Consider the following 18,473-nt stretch of genomic DNA (forward strand, 5'->3'; position numbering starts at 1 on the left):
CTGAGGAGAGGCCGATGCGGTCCATCGATCATCTGGTGATGCCCTTCGAAACGCTGAGCGCCGCGCGGCAATGGTTCGAGCGGCTGGGCTTTTGCGTCGCCCCGGACGCCGCCCATCCCTTCGGCACCGGCAATGCCTGTGTCTTCTTCGCCGACGGGCGATATTTCGAGCCTTTGGCGGTGGTCGACCGGGCGGCCTACGAGCGGTCGAGAGAGGAAGGCCATCTCTTCGTCGAGCGCGATGCGGATATGCGGGCACTCGCCGAACGACCGGCGGTTTCTGGGCTTGCCTTCCGCTCCGATGATGCGCTGGCCGACCGGCAGCAATTGCTCGAGGAAGAAGCGGGCGAAGAGGACCTCGTCGAGTTCGCCCGCAAGATGCGCCTGCCGGACGGAAGCGAGGCGGAGCTTTCCTTCCGCCTCGCCTTCGCGGCGCTCTTCGCTGCCGAGGCGGCGAGCTTCTTCTTCGTCGAGGCGCGGCACCGCGTGAAGCCGGATCGCGCGGCGCTGACCGTCCATCCGAACGGGGCGGCCGGCATTGTCGGCGTCACGCTTTGCGTGCGCGGTCCGCATGCCTATCGCGACTACCTCGCCGCCGTCGCGGATGGTGAGGTCCAGGACGCGGGCGGCGGCATCCTCTCTATCCCCCTCGAGGGCGGCAGCCTCGACGTCGTGCCCGGTGAGACGGATGCGCTGACGGTCGACTCCGTGACGCTGGCGGTCGCCGATCTCGCTTTTGCCCGGGAGTTCTGGCAGAGCCGGGGAATATCGTTCACCGACGAAGGCGCCGCCGCTTCGATCGCCTGTCCGAATGGCCGCGGCACCATCCGCTTCATCGAGGACCGCCCATGACCACCGCCGCCACCGCCACCACCGTCTCCGCCAAGTCGGCCTCTTTCTCCAACGCTCAGCCCTTCGCGCTGATCGCCGGCCCCTGCCAGATGGAGAGCCGCGACCATGCGATGATGATCGCCGAGAGGATGAAGCGGATCACCGACGATCTCGGCATTCCCTACGTCTTCAAGGCGAGCTTCGACAAGGCGAACCGCACCAGCCTCAAGGGCAAGCGCGGCATCGGCCTTTCGGGTGCCCTGCCGGTGTTCCAGGAGGTCGCCGACACCTTCGATCTGCCGGTGCTGACGGATATCCACAATGAGGAGCAGTGCCGGGAGGTCGGCGCCGTCTGCGACATCCTGCAGATCCCCGCCTTCCTCTGCCGCCAGACCGACCTTCTGATCGCCGCCGCGAAAACGGGGAGGGTGATCAACATCAAGAAGGGACAGTTCCTCGCGCCCTGGGACATGAAGAACGTCGCCGCCAAGGTGACGGAAAGCGGCAATCCCAACGTGCTCCTGACGGAGCGCGGCGTCTCCTTCGGTTACAATACCCTCGTCTCGGATTTCCGCGCCTTGCCGATCATGGCCGAAACCGGCCTGCCGGTGGTCTTCGACGCCACCCATTCCGTGCAGCAGCCGGGCGGCCAGGGCGGCTCGTCGGGTGGCGAGCGCCGCTTCGTCGAGACGCTGGCCCGCGCGGCGGTGGCCGTCGGTGTCGCGGGGCTCTTCGTCGAGACCCACGAGGACCCGGACAACGCGCCGTCCGACGGCCCGAACATGGTGCCGCTCGACCAGATGGCCGAGATGCTGAAGCGGCTGAAGGCGCTGGATCAGTTGACGAAGGGGTGAGCGTCGCTTCGAGATCTGCCGTCTTTGGCTAGCCGCCGTCGCCGGAGTTTCTGGTGCGGCGTCCTCCTCTGTACCGCCGTCATCCTCGCCCTTGTGGCGAGGATCTACTGTCCTACGTCACGGTCGATCCCCCAGCGGAAGCGCGCCGACTGCACCGATCCATCGCTTCATTTGCAGTAGATCCTCGCCACAAGGGCGAGGATGACGGCTTGCGGGTGAGCGTCGGTTTCTGGAGCCTTTGCCGAACATAGTGCCGCTCGACAAGATGGCCGAGATGCTGAAACGGCTGAAGGCGCTGGATCAGCTGGCGAAGGGCTGAGGCGGGCGAGCACGGGGGGAGCGCTGCCGGAGCTTTCAAAGGCGCCGTCATCCTCGCTCTTGTGGCGAGGATCTACTGTCCCATGTCATGGCCGATCCCCCCGCGGAAGTGCGCCGACCGCGCCGATCCATCGCTTCAATGGCAGTAGATCCTCGCCACAAGGGCGAGGATGACGGCTAGGCCCTACGCGAATGCGCCTGAGGCCTGCGCTGATCATGGCCGAAACCAGCCTTCCGACGGTCGTCGATTTAAGGTTGCGCGGGGCGTCTCACCTGCGTCGCCGGGCGCTTCGCGCCCCCCTCTGCCTCCTGAGCCTGCCGAAGGGCGGCATCTCCCCCACAAGGGGGGAGATCGACCTCGTTTCACGAGCTTGCCTCACGTCCAGACGATGCGCCGCCCCGGCGATGAATGAAAGGCGGAACCGTCGCGGCTGCCCGATCTCCCCCTATGCGGGGGAGATGTCCGGCAGGACAGAGGGGGGTAGAGCGGCCGCCGGCGGCGGATCTGGGCTTTACGGCACCGCGCCGCCAAAGTGTCGATCTTCGCCGCCTGTTCAGCCTTCCCCTCATGGTCTAGAACGCCCGTCGAACCGTTCGTCCATTTCGACAGGGGCCCCCATGACCGCCATCATCGACATCATCGGCCGCGAGATTCTCGACAGCCGCGGCAATCCGACCGTCGAGGTCGACGTCATCCTCGAAGACGGCTCGATGGGCCGCGCTGCCGTGCCGTCGGGCGCCTCCACCGGCGCCCACGAGGCGGTCGAACTGCGCGACGGCGGCTCGCGCTACATGGGCAAGGGCGTCGAAAAGGCGGTCGGCTTCGTCAATGGCGAGATCCTCGAGGAGATCGGCGGCTTCGAGGCCGAAGACCAGATCCGCATCGACACGGCGCTCCGCCAGCTCGACGGCTCGAAAAACAAGTCCCGCCTCGGCGCCAACGCCATCCTCGGCGTCTCGCTCGCCGTCGCCAAGGCCGCGAGCGACGCGGCCGGCCTGCCGCTCTACCGCTATGTCGGCGGCGCCTCGGCGCATGTCCTGCCGGTGCCGATGATGAACATCATCAATGGCGGCGCCCATGCCGACAATCCGATCGATTTCCAGGAATTCATGATCATGCCGGTCGGCGCGGAGCGGTTTTCCGAGGCGCTGCGCTGGGGCGCGGAGACCTTCCACACGCTGAAGAAGATGCTCAAGGAGGCCGGCCACAACACCAATGTCGGCGACGAGGGCGGCTTCGCCCCGAATCTCGGCTCGGCCAAGGAGGCCCTCGATTTCGTGGTGAAGGCGATCGAGAAGGCCGGCTACAAGCCGGGCGAGGACATCTTCATCGCCCTCGATCCGGCCTCGACCGAATTCTTCAAGAAGGGCGAGTACGATCTCGAAGGCGAGGGGCGGAAGCTCTCGCCGACCGACATGGCGGCCTATTACGGCGAGCTCGCCGCGGCCTATCCGATCATCTCCATCGAGGACGGCATGGCCGAGGACGACTGGGACGGCTGGAAGGCGCTGACCGACCAGATCGGCGGCAAGGTGCAGCTCGTCGGCGACGACCTCTTCGTCACCAATTCCGAGCGGCTGCGCGAGGGGATCAAAAAGGGCGTCGCCAATTCGATCCTCGTCAAGGTCAACCAGATCGGCACCCTGTCGGAGACCCTCGACGCGGTCTCGGTGGCCCACCGCGCCGGCTACACGGCGGTGATGTCGCACCGCTCCGGCGAGACCGAGGATTCGACGATCGCCGACCTCGCGGTCGCAACGAATTGCGGGCAGATCAAGACCGGCTCGCTCGCGCGGTCCGACCGGCTGGCGAAGTACAACCAGCTTCTGCGCATCGAGGAGGAACTCGGCGACCAGGCGGTGTTCGCCGGCCGCTCGATCCTCCGGGGGTGATGGCGCGAGCCTTTCCGCGCCTCGTCGTGGGGCGCCGGCGCGCCAGGCGTTTCGCGCCCGGTCGCAAGCCCGGTGCGAATGCCGCAAGCCTTGAAGCCTTCGGGCGGCTCTCGCGCCCCTCATCCTGAGGTGCTCGCGGAGCGAGCCTCGAAGGGCGAGGGGGGCCTGCCGGAAAGGCGCCCCTTGCGCCTTCATGACCGGTCGAACGGAACCCTCGGCCTTCGAGGCCGCCTCTGGCGGCGCCTGATACGTGATCCGCTCGATCAGAGCGGTGCTCGTATCAAGCCCGCGCGGCGAATGAGCGTCGTTGTTTCCGGCGTCACGAAGTGATCTGCCGGAAACCATATGAGGGCGAGGGCGCTCGATGCCATGCGGGATTTTCTGCGGCGCCGTCGTCAATTTCCCTTGGGGTCCAGTTCCGGGGCGACCTGGCCGTAGCTGATCAGCGCGAACAGCGCCGAGCCGCCGACGATGTTGCCGATAAGGGCCGGCAGGTAGAAACCCCAGATCGCGTGATGCGGCATCAGTTCCCCCGAGAACATCAGCGTCATCGCCTCGACCGATCCCGCGACGACGTGGGAGAGGTGGAAGAGCGCGATGAGGAAGGTCAGGAGCGCGATCACGAAGAAGCCGGCGTTCTGGGCGGAGGGCAGCAGCCAGACGACGGTGGCGATCAGCCAGCCGGCGACGATGCCGCGCAGCAGCGTCGACCACGGCCCGGTCGCCATCGCCTCGCGGGAGATCGCCAGCGCGGCGGCGGTGATGTCGGGCGTGCCGAGCACGTCGTAGGCGATGCCGGCGCCGTAGATCGCCGTCCCGACCATGTTGGCGGCGAAGACCACCGACCAGAGCCTGATCAGCGCCTTGACGCCGATCCAGCGCGGCCGTGCGAGGACGGGCAGCGTCGCGGTCAGGGTGATCTCGGTGAACAGCTGCTGGCGGCCGAGAATGACGATGAGGAAGCCGACGGAATAGCCCCAGCACTCGATCAGCGGGCGCCAGGGCGTCTCCGGCAGATAGGCCCGCAGCACCGCCTGGGTGAAGACGGAAAAGCCGATCGAAAGGCCGGCCGCAAGCCCCGACCACCACAGGCTGGAGGCCGGCCGCGTCAGCTCGTCTTCGCCTTCCTGCCGCACCAGTTCGTAGATCGCCAGCGGCCTGAGGCTCAGCCGCCGTTCGATCTCCCGCAACTCCGTCTGGGTGAGCGTCGAGCCTTCTTCCTCGATGCGTTTTTCGGTGACGTCGTTGGAATGGCGGCGGGTGTTGAGGTTGTCCGCGTCGTCGCCATGGGGTGTGGGTGCATCCATTCGCAATCGGCCTTCGAGAGAGACGTCCTGCCGCAAAGATCTCGCGTTGCGGACCGGGAGCAAGGCCGATCGAAGATAGGCGCCGAATTGTCGCGCGCCGCCCCTTCGGCGGGAAACGGAGCGTCACGGCGGGGCCGGCGCATTTCTCGCCGATCCGTTCCGCCGATGCATTTCGGCCGGCGGGCCTTCGGCTCAAGACGCCCGACCGCCGGCCTCCGGGGCTGCCCGCCCGTGGCGAGCGTCAGCGCTCCGTCGCGGCGATCCTCTGGATGTACTGGCCGTAGGTGCTCTTGCCGAGTTCCTTGCCGAGGCTCGCCAGCTGGTCGCGGCCGATCAGCCCCATCTCGTAGGCGATCTCCTCGATGCAGGCGATCTTGAAGCCCTGGCGATGTTCGAGGGTGCGCACGAACTCGGCCGCCTCGAGAAGGGAGTCCGGCGTGCCGGTGTCGAGCCAGGCATAGCCCCGGCCCATGCGCGAGACCTCCAGCGTGCCCTCCTCGAGATAGATGCGGTTGAGATCGGTGATCTCGAGTTCGCCGCGCGGCGAGGGCTTGAGCGAACGGGCGAACTCGGCCGCCCGGCCGTCGTAGAAATACAGCCCGGTGACCGCCCAGTTGGAGCGTGGTTTCGCCGGCTTTTCCTCGATCGAGGTGGCGCGGAAGGCGCTGTCGAAGTCGACGACGCCGTAACGCTCCGGATCGTTGACGTGATAGGCGAAGACGGTCGCGCCGCTCTCGTGCCGGATGCTCCGCTGCATCAGCGACGGCATGCCGTGGCCGTAGAAGAGGTTGTCCCCGAGAACCAGCGCGGAAGGCTCGCGGCCGACGAATTCCTCGCCGATCAGATAGGCCTGGGCGAGGCCGTCCGGGCTCGGCTGCTCGGCATAGTCCAGCTTCAGCCCGATCCGGCTGCCGTCGCCGAGCAGCGCCTTGAAGCGGGGCAGGTCGTGCGGCGTCGAGATCAGCAGGATCTCGCTGATCCCGGCCAGCATGAGCGTCGACAGCGGGTAGTAGATCATCGGCTTGTCGTAGACGGGAAGCAGCTGCTTGGACGCCGTCAGCGTCATCGGGTGAAGGCGGGTTCCGCTGCCGCCGGCCAGGATGATGCCCTTCACGCCATGCTCCTTTCGCGATTGCCGATGTGGGCGGCTTAATATATCCCGGCGTCCAGCGCCACCATCGCGTAGCGTTCGATCGGGCCCGGCGCCGCCGGACCAGAGCTTCAAGCCGTCCGAAGAAGGATCGACATGCTGGAAGTCACGCCCCTCGCCATTCCCGACGTCATCGAAATCAAGCCGCGCAAATTCGGCGACGACCGCGGCTTCTTCTGTGAGACCTACAACGCCCAGCGCTTTGCCGAGGCGGGCGTCTCGATGCCCTTCGTCCAGGACAACCAGTCCTTCTCGGCAGCGAAGTTCACGCTGCGCGGCCTGCATTACCAGACGCCGCCCTTCGCCCAGGACAAGCTCGTCAGGGTGCTGCGCGGCGCGATCCTCGACGTCGCGGTCGACATCCGGCACGGCTCGCCGAGCTTCGGCAAGTGGGTGGCGCTCGAGGTCTCGGCCAGGGCGTTCAACCAGATCCTCGTGCCGAAGGGCTTTGCCCACGGCTTCCTGACCCTCGAGCCGGACACCGAGGTCTTCTACAAGGTTTCGGCCCCCTATTCGGGCGAGCACGACCGCGGCATGCGCTGGGACGATCCCGAGATCGGCGTCGACTGGCCGCTCGCCGGCGAGGCGCCGATCCTTTCCGACAAGGACAAGGTCGCGCCGACGCTTTCCGAAACGCCGGTGATCTTCACCTATCAGCCCTGAGGCGCCCGCCATGCGATTTCTCGTCACCGGCGGTGCCGGTTTCATCGGCTCGGCCGTCTGCCGCCACCTGATCCGCGACACCGCCCACAGCGTCGTCAACGTCGACAAGCTGACCTACGCGGCCAATCTCGCCTCGCTGGAGCCGATCTCCAACGATCCGCGCTACCAGTTTGCCAAGGTCGACATCCGCGACCGCGAGGCGATCGGCAGGCTGCTGCGCGACAACGAGATCGACGTCGTCATGCATCTCGCCGCCGAGAGCCACGTCGACCGCTCGATCGACGGCCCCGGCGAGTTCATCCAGACCAACGTCGTCGGCACCTTCGATCTCCTGGAGGCGGTGCGCGCCTACTGGTCGGAACTTTCCGGCGAGCGGCGCGACGGCTTCCGCTTCCATCACGTCTCGACCGACGAGGTCTACGGCCAGCTGGAGCTCGGCGGCGGGCTGTTCACGGAAGACACGCCCTACGCCCCGTCCTCGCCCTATTCGGCATCGAAGGCGGCCTCAGACCATCTGGCGATGGCCTGGCACCACACCTACCGGATGCCGGTGGTGCTTTCGAACTGCTCGAACAATTACGGGCCGTATCACTTTCCCGAAAAGCTCATTCCGCTGATGATCCTCAACGGCCTCGACGGCAAGGATCTGCCGGTTTACGGCCGCGGCGAGAACGTGCGCGACTGGCTCTATGTCGAGGATCACGCCCGCGCCCTCGCGACCATCGCGACGCGCGGCGAGGTCGGCCGGTCCTACAATGTCGGCGGGCGCAACGAGCGCTCCAATCTCGAGGTCGTGCACACGATCTGCGACACGCTCGATCGGCTGGCGCCGCGCGACGACGGCCGGAGCCGGCGCGAGCAGATCGCCTTCGTCGCCGACCGTCCGGGCCACGACCTGCGCTATGCCATCGACGCGACGCGGCTGGAGACGGAACTCGGATGGAAGGCCGAGGAAACCTTCGACACCGGCCTCGAAAAGACCATCCGCTGGTTCCTCGACAACGACAGCTGGTGGCGCCCCTTGCGCGAGCGCTATGCCGGCCAGCGCCTCGGCAAGGCCTGAGTGCGGACGACTGGAGGGATGACGATGCGCATACTCGTGACCGGCCGCGACGGGCAGGTCGCCCGCTGCCTCGCCGACCTTGCCGACGACCGGCATGCGATCACCTGCCTCGGGCGGCCGGAGCTCGACCTCACCGACCGTGCCTCGGTCGAGGCGGCGATCGCGCACCTCGCGCCGGCGATCGTCGTCAATCCGGCCGCCTACACCGCCGTCGACAAGGCGGAGAGCGAGCGGGAGGCGGCCTTCGCGGTGAACGCCGCCGGGGCGGAGAACGTCGCCGCGGCCGCGGCGGCCGCCGGGATCCCGATCGTCCACCTGTCGACCGACTACGTCTTTGCGGGCGACAAGGACGGCCCCTATGTCGAGAGCGACGCGACCGGGCCGACGGGGGTCTACGGCGCCAGCAAGCTGGAGGGCGAGCGGCTGGTGCTCGCCGCCAACCCGAAGGCGGTGGTGCTTCGCACCGCCTGGGTCTACAGCCCCTACGGCAACAACTTTCTGAAGACGATGCTGCGCGTCGCGACGGATCGCGACGTCCTCAGGGTCGTCGCCGATCAGCGCGGCACCCCGACCTATGCGCCCGACATCGCCGCGGGCATCCTCGCGGTCTGCGACAGGCTCGCGGCCGAGCCGGAGGGCGTCTCGCCGGGAACCTACCATATGGTCGCGTCCGGCGAGACGACCTGGGCAGGCTTTGCCGAAGCGATCTTCGCGGCTTCGAAGGCGCGCGGCGGACCGTTTGCGGCGGTCGAGAAGATCGCGACCGCCGATTACCCGACGCCCGCCCGGCGCCCGGCCAATTCGCGGCTCGACCCGACGCGCTTCCAGACGGTCTTCGGTCACGCGCTGCCGGAATGGAAGGGCGGCGTCGACCGCTGCCTTTCGGCGCTTGCCGCCTCGGCCTGAAACCGAGCGTCGGCTCTCACCGGCAGCCCTCGGCCTCGGCGAAAGCTGCCGAGAGGCAAGCAGGCGGGAGGCAATTGCGGCGAAGTCGCGTCGCGATCCGAATTACGCCTTTTTCGCGCGGCACGGTTCGTGTTGCAGTGCAGCTTCCGGCGGCATACCGTTGCTCGGAAGGCCTTGTTCGGCGATCCCGCCCGCCCGGGCGGCACATTCGTTCCGGCCCAACCGGGACGGAACGCCATCGGCAGGCAGATCCCCGTCGGAAAGGAGAGAGGACAGAATGCGTCACGCTCCGAACGCTCTTTCCGCCAGCCTTGCCGGGACCCACATGACAAATGCGGCGCCGACCCGAGCCTTCGCCGGCGGCCGTGACGCCACAGCCCCTGGCCGACATGTCGCGATCCGTCGCGATGCCGGGTCTCGGCGGCTCCGCCGGGTGCGTCCGGCCTGATGTTCGACCGCCTGAGATCCATCCTGCGGGCGCTCGGCGCCGCGCCGGGACTTCCGGCGACGGGCAGCGGCGGCGAGGCCGCGCCCGCCTCCGGGGCGGGTCGCGGTCGAGCCGCTCCGCTCGGGCGGCTCGGCACGCTGCAGCGCGCCCTGCGCGCCGCGCCACTGATCATGGAGGGCAAGAGGTTGCGGGAGGCCGGCCGGCCGCGCGAGGCGGCGCGGGCCTTCGAGGCGGCGCTCGAACGCGATCCCACCCGCACGAACATCAAGGTCCAGTGCGGCAACATGCACAAGGATTGCGGCGAACTGGACGCGGCTTTCGCCTTTTACGACAGTGCCCTGCGCGACCGGCCGGGAGACCCGGACATCCATCTGCAGCGCGGCCATGCCCTGAAGCTCGCCGGTCGCCGTTCGGAAGCCCTTTCGGCATACCGGACGGTGTTGCGTCTCGATCCGGCCAATCGCGACGCAGGCTGGGAACTGATCCAGGCGGGCGAGGCCGACGCGCAGGAGGAAGGACTGCGCGGCCAGATCGTCGTCCATGGGCTGGAGGCGACGCTGTCGCTCGTCGCGGAGGTGGGCGCGATGCGCCGCCGTCTGTCCGACATCGCCGCGCAGCTCCCGGACATCGCCAGTCTCACGGCCTTTCCGGCACAGTCATACGGCCTGTTCCGGCAGATCTACGACATTCCGCCGCCGCCGCCGGCCCTGCCGGGCGCGGCACCGGACTTCCTGATCGTCGCGGATGCCGCCGGGCTCGGCGCCGAGGCGCTGCACCGCCTGGTCGGATCGCTTCTCGCCCAGTCGTCGACGCGCTGGCGCGCGCGGCTTCGAAACGTCGATCCGGACCTCGCCGAGGCCGTCGCGCGGATCGCGCGGGCCGACGGGCGGATCGCCGTCGATGGGGCCGAGGTAGGCGCCGCCGGCGAGATTTCGGCCACCGGAGAGGACGCCGGCTGCGACGCCGTCCTCTTCGTCGCGTCCGGCGCGGCGCTGCACCGCCACTGCGTCGCCTGGTTCGAAGCGGGCCTCGCCAATACCGCCGCCGACTTTCTCACCTGCGACGAGGAGTGGTCGCTGCCGGGCTCGCGCGAGCCCTTCGCCTTCGAGGCGCGGGGCGGGCTCGACCCCGACATGCTGCTGCATGAGAACAGCTGGGGCGAGACGATCGCCCTTCGCAGGGCGGTCCTCACCCGGCTCGGACCCGAACTCGGCGGAAGCAGCTCCGCGGAGTTCGCGTCCGCACTGCTTCTTGCGGCAGTCCGCGCCGATGCCGCCGTCGCCCACCTGCCCTATCCGCTCGTCGTCTTCGAGGGCGACCGGGAGGGGCGCGAGGCGGCGAGGGTCGCGGCGCTCGCGGGCCACCGCCGGGCCGTCGAGCGGCATCTCGAGCGCTCCGGCCTTGCCGGCCGCGTGACGCTTTCCGACAAGACGACGGAAGGGGCCGGCCTCGGCGTCACCTGGCTGCCGAAGGCGGAGCGCGAGGCGATCACCGTCGTCGTCGCCACCCGCGACAACGCCGCCGACTGCGAAGCCTTCATCGACAGCCTGTTCGGCAAGGCGGCTGTCCCGGCCCTGCTTTTCTGCCGCATCGTCGACAACGGCACTCGTGAACCGTCGGAGCGCGCCCGGCTGGAGGCGCTGGGACGGCGCGCTGGCGTCGAGCTCCTGCGCGACGACGGCCCGTTCAACTGGTCGCATCTCAACAACGTCGCGGCCGCGGGAGCTGAAACGCCGATCCTCGTCTTCGCCAACGACGACATGGAGATGCTGAGCGAGGGATGGGACGAGACGCTGCGCGGCCTGCTCGCGCGGGGGGAGGTCGGCGCGATCGGCGCCAAGCTGCTCTATCCTGACGCGACGGTGCAGCATGCTGGGATCCTCTTCGGCTGGAAGGGGTCGGTGATCCACGACGGCCTCTTCGAACCCGCGGACGCGCCGGGCCCTTCGGGGCGCTGGGCGAAGACCCGCCGGGTCGGCGCCGTGACAGGCGCCTTCCTCGCCGTCCGACGCGCCGATTTCGCCGCGCTCGGCGGTTTCGAAGCCGTTCACCTTCCCGTCGGCTACAGCGACGTCGATCTGTGCCTTCGCCTCAGGGCCGAAGGCCTGAAGGTGATCTTCGCGCCGCACCTGCGGCTGTTTCATCACGAGTCGAAGTCGCGCGGGCTCGACCACCTCAATGCCGAGCGCCACGCCCGCAGCCGGGCGGAGCGCGCGGTGGTCGAATCCCGCTGGGGACGGAGCGTCTTCGGCCTCGATCCCACCGTCGCTCCGATTTGGCTTGACGTTACGTTACCTTATCGCTTGATAGGGCTTCCTTCCGTTCATCGTGCCCTGGAATTCCTCGACGTCACGTCATGCCCGGACAGAGCGGTCCGCGATGCCCGCAATCTCCCTGGTAGCCTGTGAGTAGCTGATTCATGTCCAAAGGTTCCTCTTCCTCGTTCGACCGGCTGCTCCGACCATTCGCGGCGCGCGGTGACGGGGCCGGCGAGCGGCCGGTGCGCAGTGAGTGGGCAGCGCTGTCGAAGACCACGACCTTCCTCACCGGGGCCCGTCCCCTGATCAAGGCCGGCGACAGGGCGAATGCCGAACACCGGTGGAACGACGCCGAGAAGTCCTACGGCGAAGCGCTGCGGCGCAATCCGAAGCTCGAAGCGGTCTGGGTGCAGTACGGCCATGCCTTGAAGGAGCAGGGCTTCGCGTCGCGGGCGGAAGAGGCGTATCGCCAGGCGCTGAACCTGCGCCCCGACAAGGCCGACACCCATCTGCAGCTCGGTCATGCCCTGAAGCTGCAGGGCAAGCGCTCCGAGGCGATCGCCGCCTATCGCGAGGCCTATATGCGCGACCCGGCCTCGCCGCATGCCGCGGAGGAGTTGCGGGGGCTGGCGGCGCCGGTTCCGACCGGCGAGGAAATCTCGGGGCATCTGGGAGAACCGAACGGCATGGCAGGAGCCGGCGGGCCGGCGGGTTCGGCGGCAGCTTCGGCGGCGGTTTTCCGCCGCGCCCCCGAAGGCCCGCTCGAACAGTTCCTGGCGGCGAACGATCTCAGCCTCGCTTTGCTCGGCAAGTTCGACGCCGAATTCTACTATTATTCGACGCCCTCGCTGCGCAGCCGCCAGCAGAGCTTCGACAGGGAGGCGGCGCTGAAGCACTTCGTCGCCACCGGCATCGGCGACCTGGCGGCGATCCGCGAGGGCTACGACTTCGAGCCGGACTTCTACGTCGAGACCTACGCGCAGGAGGTCAGGTCCTCCGATCCCTCGGAGGTCTACCGGCACTATCTGAGGAACGGCATCGAGGCCAGCCGCTGGCCGAACCGCCGGCTCTGGCTGGAAGCCCTTCTCGGACCCACCGTGCGCGGCCTGCCGGCGATCGAGCTGCCGTCCTTCGCCGGGGCGGATGCGTCCCAGAGCTTCGTCGACCGGTTCTCGATGCTGATGAACGAGATCATGGCCACCCAAGGCAGCGAGGTGGCGATCGAAGCCCGGCACGCGCCGCTCCTCGTCCTCATCGCCGACCGTTTCGTGCTCGAGGGCAAGGACGACCAGGCCCTCGTCGCCTACCAGAAGATCCTTGCAGCGGCGCCCGACTTCGCGCCGGCGCTGCGCCACTTCGCCGACTGTCTGCTTCGGCGCAAATGCTATCTCGAGGCGTCGGCGATCTACGAGCGGCTGACCGCGACCGCGGACACGACGATCTGGGCCTATATCAACCTGTCGCACTGCGCCGAGCAGCTGGGCGACCAGCTGGCGGCGCTACGCTGGCTCAAGGCGGCCATCGAACGCTTTCCGGCCGACATCGGCCTGCGCCGCCGCTTCCACGACCTCGCCCCGCGCTTCCTGACGTCCTCCTGGCTGCTCGCCAATTCGCAGGCGGCCGGCGGGCGGCTTTCCGACGCCCAGGCCCGGGTCGAATCCGACTGCGACACCGTGCACGGCCTCCTGCATACCGATGACGTCGCGGAAAAGCGCTATGTCCGGTCCGTCGCGCTGGTCGGCAATTTCGACCTGCCGCAATGCCGCTTCTACCGGATCGACCAGAAGATCGAACAGCTCGAGGCCGCCGGCTTCGTCGTCGAATCCTTCAACTTCAAGGACGGCATCCAGCGCTTCCTCGAGAAGGTGCACTGCTTCGATGCGGTGATCTTCTTCCGCGTGCCGGCCTATTACGACGTGATCCGGGCGATCGACAAGGCGCGGGAGGTCGGCTGTGCGACGTTCTACGAGATCGACGACCTGATCTTCGACGCGCAGTTCTTTCCGCCGGCCTTCGAAACCTACGACAATCAGATCTCGCGCAAGGAGCACGAGGGGCTGGCGCTCGGCGTACCGCTGTTCCGGGCCGCCCTGCGCTACAGCGAAAACGCCCTCGTCTCGACCAAGCCGCTGGTCGGACACGTCGAACGCGCCGCACCGGGAACGCCGGCCTTCGTCCACGCCAATGCCCTGCACAGCCCGCATGCGCAGCACATCGGCCATCAGGCGATGGCCCCGTCGAGCGGCCGGGTGACGATCTTCTACGGCTCGGGCACCAAGGCGCACAAACAGGACTTCCAGGAACTCGTGGAACCGGCGCTCGTCGCCATGGCGAAGAAGTATCGCGACCGGGTCTCCATCGTCCTTGCCGGCTACATGTCGCCGGGCTCGGCGCTGCGCGAGTGCCGGGACAGTCTGGTCTTGCTGCCGCCTGTCTGGGACGTCCACCAGTACTGGGCGACGCTTTCGGCCGCAGACATCAACCTCGCCGTCCTGAAGCCGGCGCCGACGACGGACGTCAAGAGCGAGATCAAGTGGCTGGAAGCGGCGATGCTCGGGATCCCCTCGGTGATCAGCGAGACGGCGCTCTACGCCGATCTGATCGAGGACGGGGTCGACGGGCTGCTCGCAAGGACACCCGGGGAATGGACCGAGGCGCTCGACCGGCTGATCGGCGATGCGGAACTGCGGGCCCGCATCGGCCGGAACGCGCGGGAAAAGGCGCTGCAGCAGTACGGCGTCCCGGCGATGGCGAAGAACATCACCGGTATTCTGCGCCAGGCGGCGCTGCCGGCGCCGGACGAGCGCAAGCGCGTTCTCGTCGTCAACGTCTTCTATCCGCCGCAGTCGCTCGGCGGCGCGACCCGCGTCGTCCACGACAACGTCAAGCATTTCGCCGCCCATCACCGCGGCGAATTCTCCTTCGACGTGTTCTCCTCGATCGAGGGCGGCACCGAGCCCTACAAGGTGTCGAGCCATGCGGCGGACGGCGTCAGGGTCGTCGGCGTCACGACGCCGAGCATTCCTGACATCGACCGCATCGTCTACGACGAGAAGATGGCCAAGGTGTTCGGCGACTATCTCGACGTCTGCCGACCCGACATCATCCATTTCCACTGCATCCAGCGGCTGACGACGGCGATCATCCTCGAGACGCGCCGCCGCGGCATTCCCTACGTCCTGACCGTCCACGACGGCTGGTGGATCTCCGACGAACAGTTCCTCCTCGGCAAGGACGACCGGATCGACCTCTACGATCACGGCAATCCGGCCTCGCAGCTCGGCCGGGTCCCGGCCGAGCAGTTCGCGACGCGCATGCAGCTGCGCGAATGCCTGCTCGGCGCGGAGAAGGTCCTGGCGGTGTCGAACGCCTTTGCCGAGGTCTACCGCAGCACCGGCATTCCCAACGTCGTGGCGGTGCCGAACGGCGGCTCGGAAATCGTCCCGCTTCCCCGCATCCCGTCGCCGGACGGCAAGGTCCGCCTCGGCTTCATCGGCGGCCTTGCCCGCCACAAGGGCTATCACCTCATCCAGCGGGCGCTGCTCAGCGGCGGATTTGAGAACCTGCGCTTCGTCTTCATCGATCACGCCATGGCGGTCGGAACGCGCCGGCAGAGCCGCCTCGGGACGACCGAGGTCGACATCCGCCCGAAGATTTCCCAGAGCAGGGTCGCCGAGCTCTATGCCGAACTCGACGTCCTGGTCGCGCCGTCCGTCTGGCCGGAAGCCTATGGGCTCGTCACCCGCGAGGCGCAGATGTGCGGCTGCTGGGTGATCGCCTCCGACCGCGGCGCCGTCGGCGAGGACATCGTCGAGGGCGAGAACGGCTTCAGGGTCGACGTGTCGAGCCCGGAGGGCCTCGTCGAGGTGCTGCGGAAGATCGACCGCGATCCGGCGCGCTACCTCCAGTCGCCCGCCGTCCAGGCGGGCATCCGGCGCGCCGCCGATCAGGCGGAGGATCTCGTCGCGATCTATCGGGAGATCCTGCTCCAGCGCGGATCGTCGCCCGAGGCCGCGCTCGAACGCGCGGTGAAGAGCCAGCCCGAACCGGCTTCGCAGATCGCATCCGCCGAGGCGAACCGCCTGCGGGACGCCGTCTCCGACGGATCGTGAAAAGGCCGGCAGCCGTCCGCCGCGCCAAGGCGGGCGCCGCCGCCGGGATTCTTCAGCGGTTCTTCAGGACGATGCAGGAGCCGCCGGCGCCCTGCAGCCTGGTGCAGAAGGCGTTGGCCTCGGCGCGGCTGTCGGCGCCGATCCGCACCGCCCAGATCCGTCCGCGGCCCGGCGCGCGCTGGCGCAGGACGATCGGCTTCTCGTCGCCGAAGATGGCGGGATGCGCCGATTTCACCCGCCTGAACATCGCCATCGCGACGCTCTGGCTGGGATTGCCGGCCACCTGGGCTCCCCAGGGCCGCATCGGCGCCGATTCGACCGAGGCGAAGATCGCCCGGCTCTTCATGACCGGCAGCTTCTCGCACGCCGCCTCGAATTCCTCGCCCTCCTCGAGCGGCCGCGGCTCGATCTCCCGGCCGTCCTCCCTGAACCAGTCGGCCGGGCGGAAGGTGATGGCGGCGACGTAGCTCTCGGTCTCGAAGGGAAGCTGGCCGCCGACGGCGATCCATCGTTTCACGCGGTTGATGCCGCCGTTATAGGCCGCTGCGGCGAGGCCCCAATTGCCGAGTTCGGACCGGAGGTCGGCGAGGAACAGCGCCGAATGGCGGATCGCCTCGGCGGTGTCGTAGGGATCGCTCAGCCCGCGCTCGGCGGCGGTGTAGGGCATGAACTGGGCGATGCCCTGCGCGCCGACCGGCGAGACCGCCTTGGCGTCGAAGCGGCTTTCCTTCCAGATCAGCCGGGCGAAGAAGGAGCGCGGCATGCCGACGGCATCGGCATTGGCGGCGATGAGGCTGCAGATCCGCTTCACCGCGGAAGCGTCCCCGTCATTCTCCTCCTCCCCGTCATCGGCCGCGGCGGTCTCGCCGGGCACGTCTGCGGGCGGATGCAGGCGCGGCGGCGACGGAGGATAGGCGAGCGCCGGCAGGGCGGTGGCGGCATCGCCGCCGAGGCGCAAAGGGTCGGCGCGGGCCTGCGGGCCGCCGGGCGGCGCCAGCGCCGCCGCGAGCGCCAGCAGCGCCGCGAGGAGGGGCCTTTTCGCCGGAGCCGCGTCTCGTCGTCGCTTGCGCCGCGTGCCGGGGCAGTCCGTGCCGCCGGTCGCGCTCATTCAGCGGCCGCGCGCCCCTCGCCGAAGCGCCTCTCGATGTAGTCGGCGACCATCACCTGGAAGTCCTCGGCGATCGTGGGCCCGCGCAGCGTCGCGACCTTGGCGCCGTCGACGAAGACCGGCGCGGCGGGGGTCTCGCCGGTGCCGGGAAGCGAGATGCCGATGTCGGCGTGCTTGGATTCGCCCGGTCCGTTGACGATGCAGCCCATCACCGCGACGTTGAGCGCCTCGACGCCGGGATACTTCTCCCGCCAGACCGGCATGTTCACGCGGATGTCGTTCTGGATCTTCTCGGCGAGTTCCTGGAACACGGTCGAGGTGGTGCGGCCGCAGCCGGGACAGGCCGCGACCACCGGCACGAACTGGCGGAAGCCCATGGTCTGCAGCAGTTCCTGGGCGACCTGCACCTCGCGGGTGCGGTCGCCGCCCGGCTCCGGCGTCAGCGACACGCGGATGGTGTCGCCGATCCCTTCCTGCAGCAGGATGCCCATGGCCGCCGAGGAGGCGACGATGCCCTTCGAGCCCATCCCCGCCTCGGTGAGGCCGAGATGCAGCGCGTGATCGGTGCGGCCCGACAGGTCGCGATAGACGGCGATGAGGTCCTGCACCTGGCTGACCTTGGCCGAGAGGATGATGCGGTTCTTCGGCAGGCCGATCTCCTCGGCGAGCTCGGCCGAGAGCAGCGCCGACTGGATGATCGCCTCGCGGGTCACCGCCCGCGCCGAGCGCGGCGCCGGCTGCGCGTTGTTGGCGTCCATCAGCCGGGTGAGCAGCTCCTGGTCGAGCGATCCCCAGTTCACCCCGATGCGCACCGGCTTGTCGTGGCGGATCGCCATCTCGACGATCGCCGCGAACTGCTTGTCCCGCTTGTCCTTGAACCCGACGTTGCCGGGGTTGATGCGGTACTTCGCCAGTGCCTCGGCGCAGGCCGGATGGTCGGCGAGCAGCTTGTGGCCGATATAGTGGAAGTCGCCGACCAGCGGCACGTCCATGCCGAGCCGCTCCAGCCGCTCGCGGATCCTCGGGACGGCGGCGGCGGCCTCGTCGCGATCGACGGTGATGCGGACGATCTCCGAGCCGGCGCGGGAGAGGGCCGCCACCTGCGCGACGGTGGAGTCGACGTCGGCCGTGTCGGTGTTGGTCATCGACTGGACGACGACCGGGGCGCCGCCGCCGACGGTCACCCCGCCGACGTCGACGCCGACGGTCCGCCGGCGCGGCGCGGGGTCGGCATCGATGGTCGTGATCGGCGTCTGGATGGTCATGAACGAGGTCCCTGTCGGGCGAAGATGGCGGCGTCTCGGTCCGAGGTGGCGCTTTGCGCCGCGCAAGTCAATTCTGGCGGGCCGGCGTGACGGAACCGTGACGACAGAAGCCGCCACGGACCGGCCGGCGCGACCATCCTAGTGGTCCGATTCCGACATTTGGTACCGCCTTGTGGAGACCGCGCAGCAAATGTCGGAATCGAAAGACCACGAGCCAAAATTATGATCCTAGTGGATTTTTCGAATTTGACATTCGATACGACGCCTCACCGATCGGGACTCAAATGTCAAATTCAAT

The 18,473-nt window shown here is 68.3% G+C and carries 12 protein-coding genes; 8 read left to right on the top strand and 4 right to left on the bottom strand.

Annotated features, from left to right (window positions below; all coding sequences use genetic code 11):
• Positions 1-14 precede the first annotated feature (14 nt).
• From J1C47_RS15500 to eno, 3 genes are all read left to right on the top strand, one after another.
• On the top strand, positions 15-851 hold the full coding sequence (locus J1C47_RS15500; protein ID WP_207351688.1) for a VOC family protein: 837 nt from the start codon (positions 15-17) through the stop codon (positions 849-851).
• Positions 848-1,684, top strand: a complete 837-nt coding sequence (gene kdsA, locus J1C47_RS15505; RefSeq protein ID WP_207351689.1) for a 3-deoxy-8-phosphooctulonate synthase — start codon at positions 848-850, stop codon at positions 1,682-1,684. Before J1C47_RS15500 ends, kdsA begins: the two co-directional genes overlap by 4 nt.
• 936 nt (positions 1,685-2,620) lie before the next feature.
• Positions 2,621-3,895 carry a phosphopyruvate hydratase gene (eno, locus tag J1C47_RS15510; RefSeq protein WP_207351690.1) on the top strand — a complete coding sequence of 425 codons (1,275 nt, stop codon included), beginning with the start codon at positions 2,621-2,623 and terminating at the stop codon, positions 3,893-3,895.
• Between the two features lie 395 nt (positions 3,896-4,290).
• Here eno and J1C47_RS15515 read toward each other — a convergent pair whose 3' ends face one another.
• Positions 4,291-5,202, bottom strand: a complete 912-nt coding sequence (locus J1C47_RS15515) for a formate/nitrite transporter family protein (RefSeq protein ID WP_207351691.1) — start codon at positions 5,200-5,202, stop codon at positions 4,291-4,293.
• Between the two features lie 241 nt (positions 5,203-5,443).
• Entirely contained in the window at positions 5,444-6,316 is an 873-nt protein-coding gene (rfbA, locus tag J1C47_RS15520) for a glucose-1-phosphate thymidylyltransferase RfbA (protein WP_207351692.1), read from the bottom strand.
• Positions 6,317-6,448: 132 nt separating this feature from the next.
• Here rfbA and rfbC point away from each other — a divergent pair, with 132 nt between their 5' ends.
• The 5 genes from rfbC to J1C47_RS15545 all read left to right on the top strand — a co-directional run bounded on the left by rfbC (position 6,449) and on the right by J1C47_RS15545 (position 15,802).
• Complete coding sequence (gene rfbC, locus J1C47_RS15525) at positions 6,449-7,015, top strand: dTDP-4-dehydrorhamnose 3,5-epimerase (RefSeq protein ID WP_207351693.1); 567 nt, start codon at positions 6,449-6,451, stop codon at positions 7,013-7,015.
• Positions 7,016-7,025: 10 nt separating this feature from the next.
• Positions 7,026-8,078 carry a dTDP-glucose 4,6-dehydratase gene (gene rfbB, locus J1C47_RS15530; protein WP_207351694.1) on the top strand — a complete coding sequence of 351 codons (1,053 nt, stop codon included), beginning with the start codon at positions 7,026-7,028 and terminating at the stop codon, positions 8,076-8,078.
• A 24-nt stretch (positions 8,079-8,102) separates the two neighbouring features.
• The gene (gene rfbD / locus J1C47_RS15535) at positions 8,103-8,984 is read left to right on the top strand and encodes a dTDP-4-dehydrorhamnose reductase (protein WP_207351695.1); all 882 of its coding nucleotides are present in this window, start codon (positions 8,103-8,105) and stop codon (positions 8,982-8,984) included.
• Between the two features lie 447 nt (positions 8,985-9,431).
• Entirely contained in the window at positions 9,432-11,840 is a 2,409-nt protein-coding gene (locus J1C47_RS15540) for a tetratricopeptide repeat protein (protein WP_207351696.1), read from the top strand.
• Between the two features lie 11 nt (positions 11,841-11,851).
• Positions 11,852-15,802 carry a glycosyltransferase gene (locus J1C47_RS15545; RefSeq protein ID WP_207351697.1) on the top strand — a complete coding sequence of 1,317 codons (3,951 nt, stop codon included), beginning with the start codon at positions 11,852-11,854 and terminating at the stop codon, positions 15,800-15,802.
• Between the two features lie 52 nt (positions 15,803-15,854).
• On the opposite strand, the gene J1C47_RS15550 is transcribed toward J1C47_RS15545, so the two are convergent.
• A complete protein-coding gene (locus tag J1C47_RS15550; protein ID WP_207351698.1) occupies positions 15,855-16,910 on the bottom strand; it encodes a lytic transglycosylase domain-containing protein in 1,056 nt (351 codons plus the stop codon).
• A complete protein-coding gene (ispG, locus tag J1C47_RS15555; protein ID WP_207351699.1) occupies positions 16,907-18,175 on the bottom strand; it encodes a flavodoxin-dependent (E)-4-hydroxy-3-methylbut-2-enyl-diphosphate synthase in 1,269 nt (422 codons plus the stop codon). Before ispG ends, J1C47_RS15550 begins: the two co-directional genes overlap by 4 nt.
• Between the last annotated feature and the right edge of the window lie 298 nt (positions 18,176-18,473).

The organism is Jiella sonneratiae (assembly GCF_017353515.1).
In the GTDB taxonomy this organism is placed as follows: domain Bacteria; phylum Pseudomonadota; class Alphaproteobacteria; order Rhizobiales; family Rhizobiaceae; genus Jiella; species Jiella sonneratiae.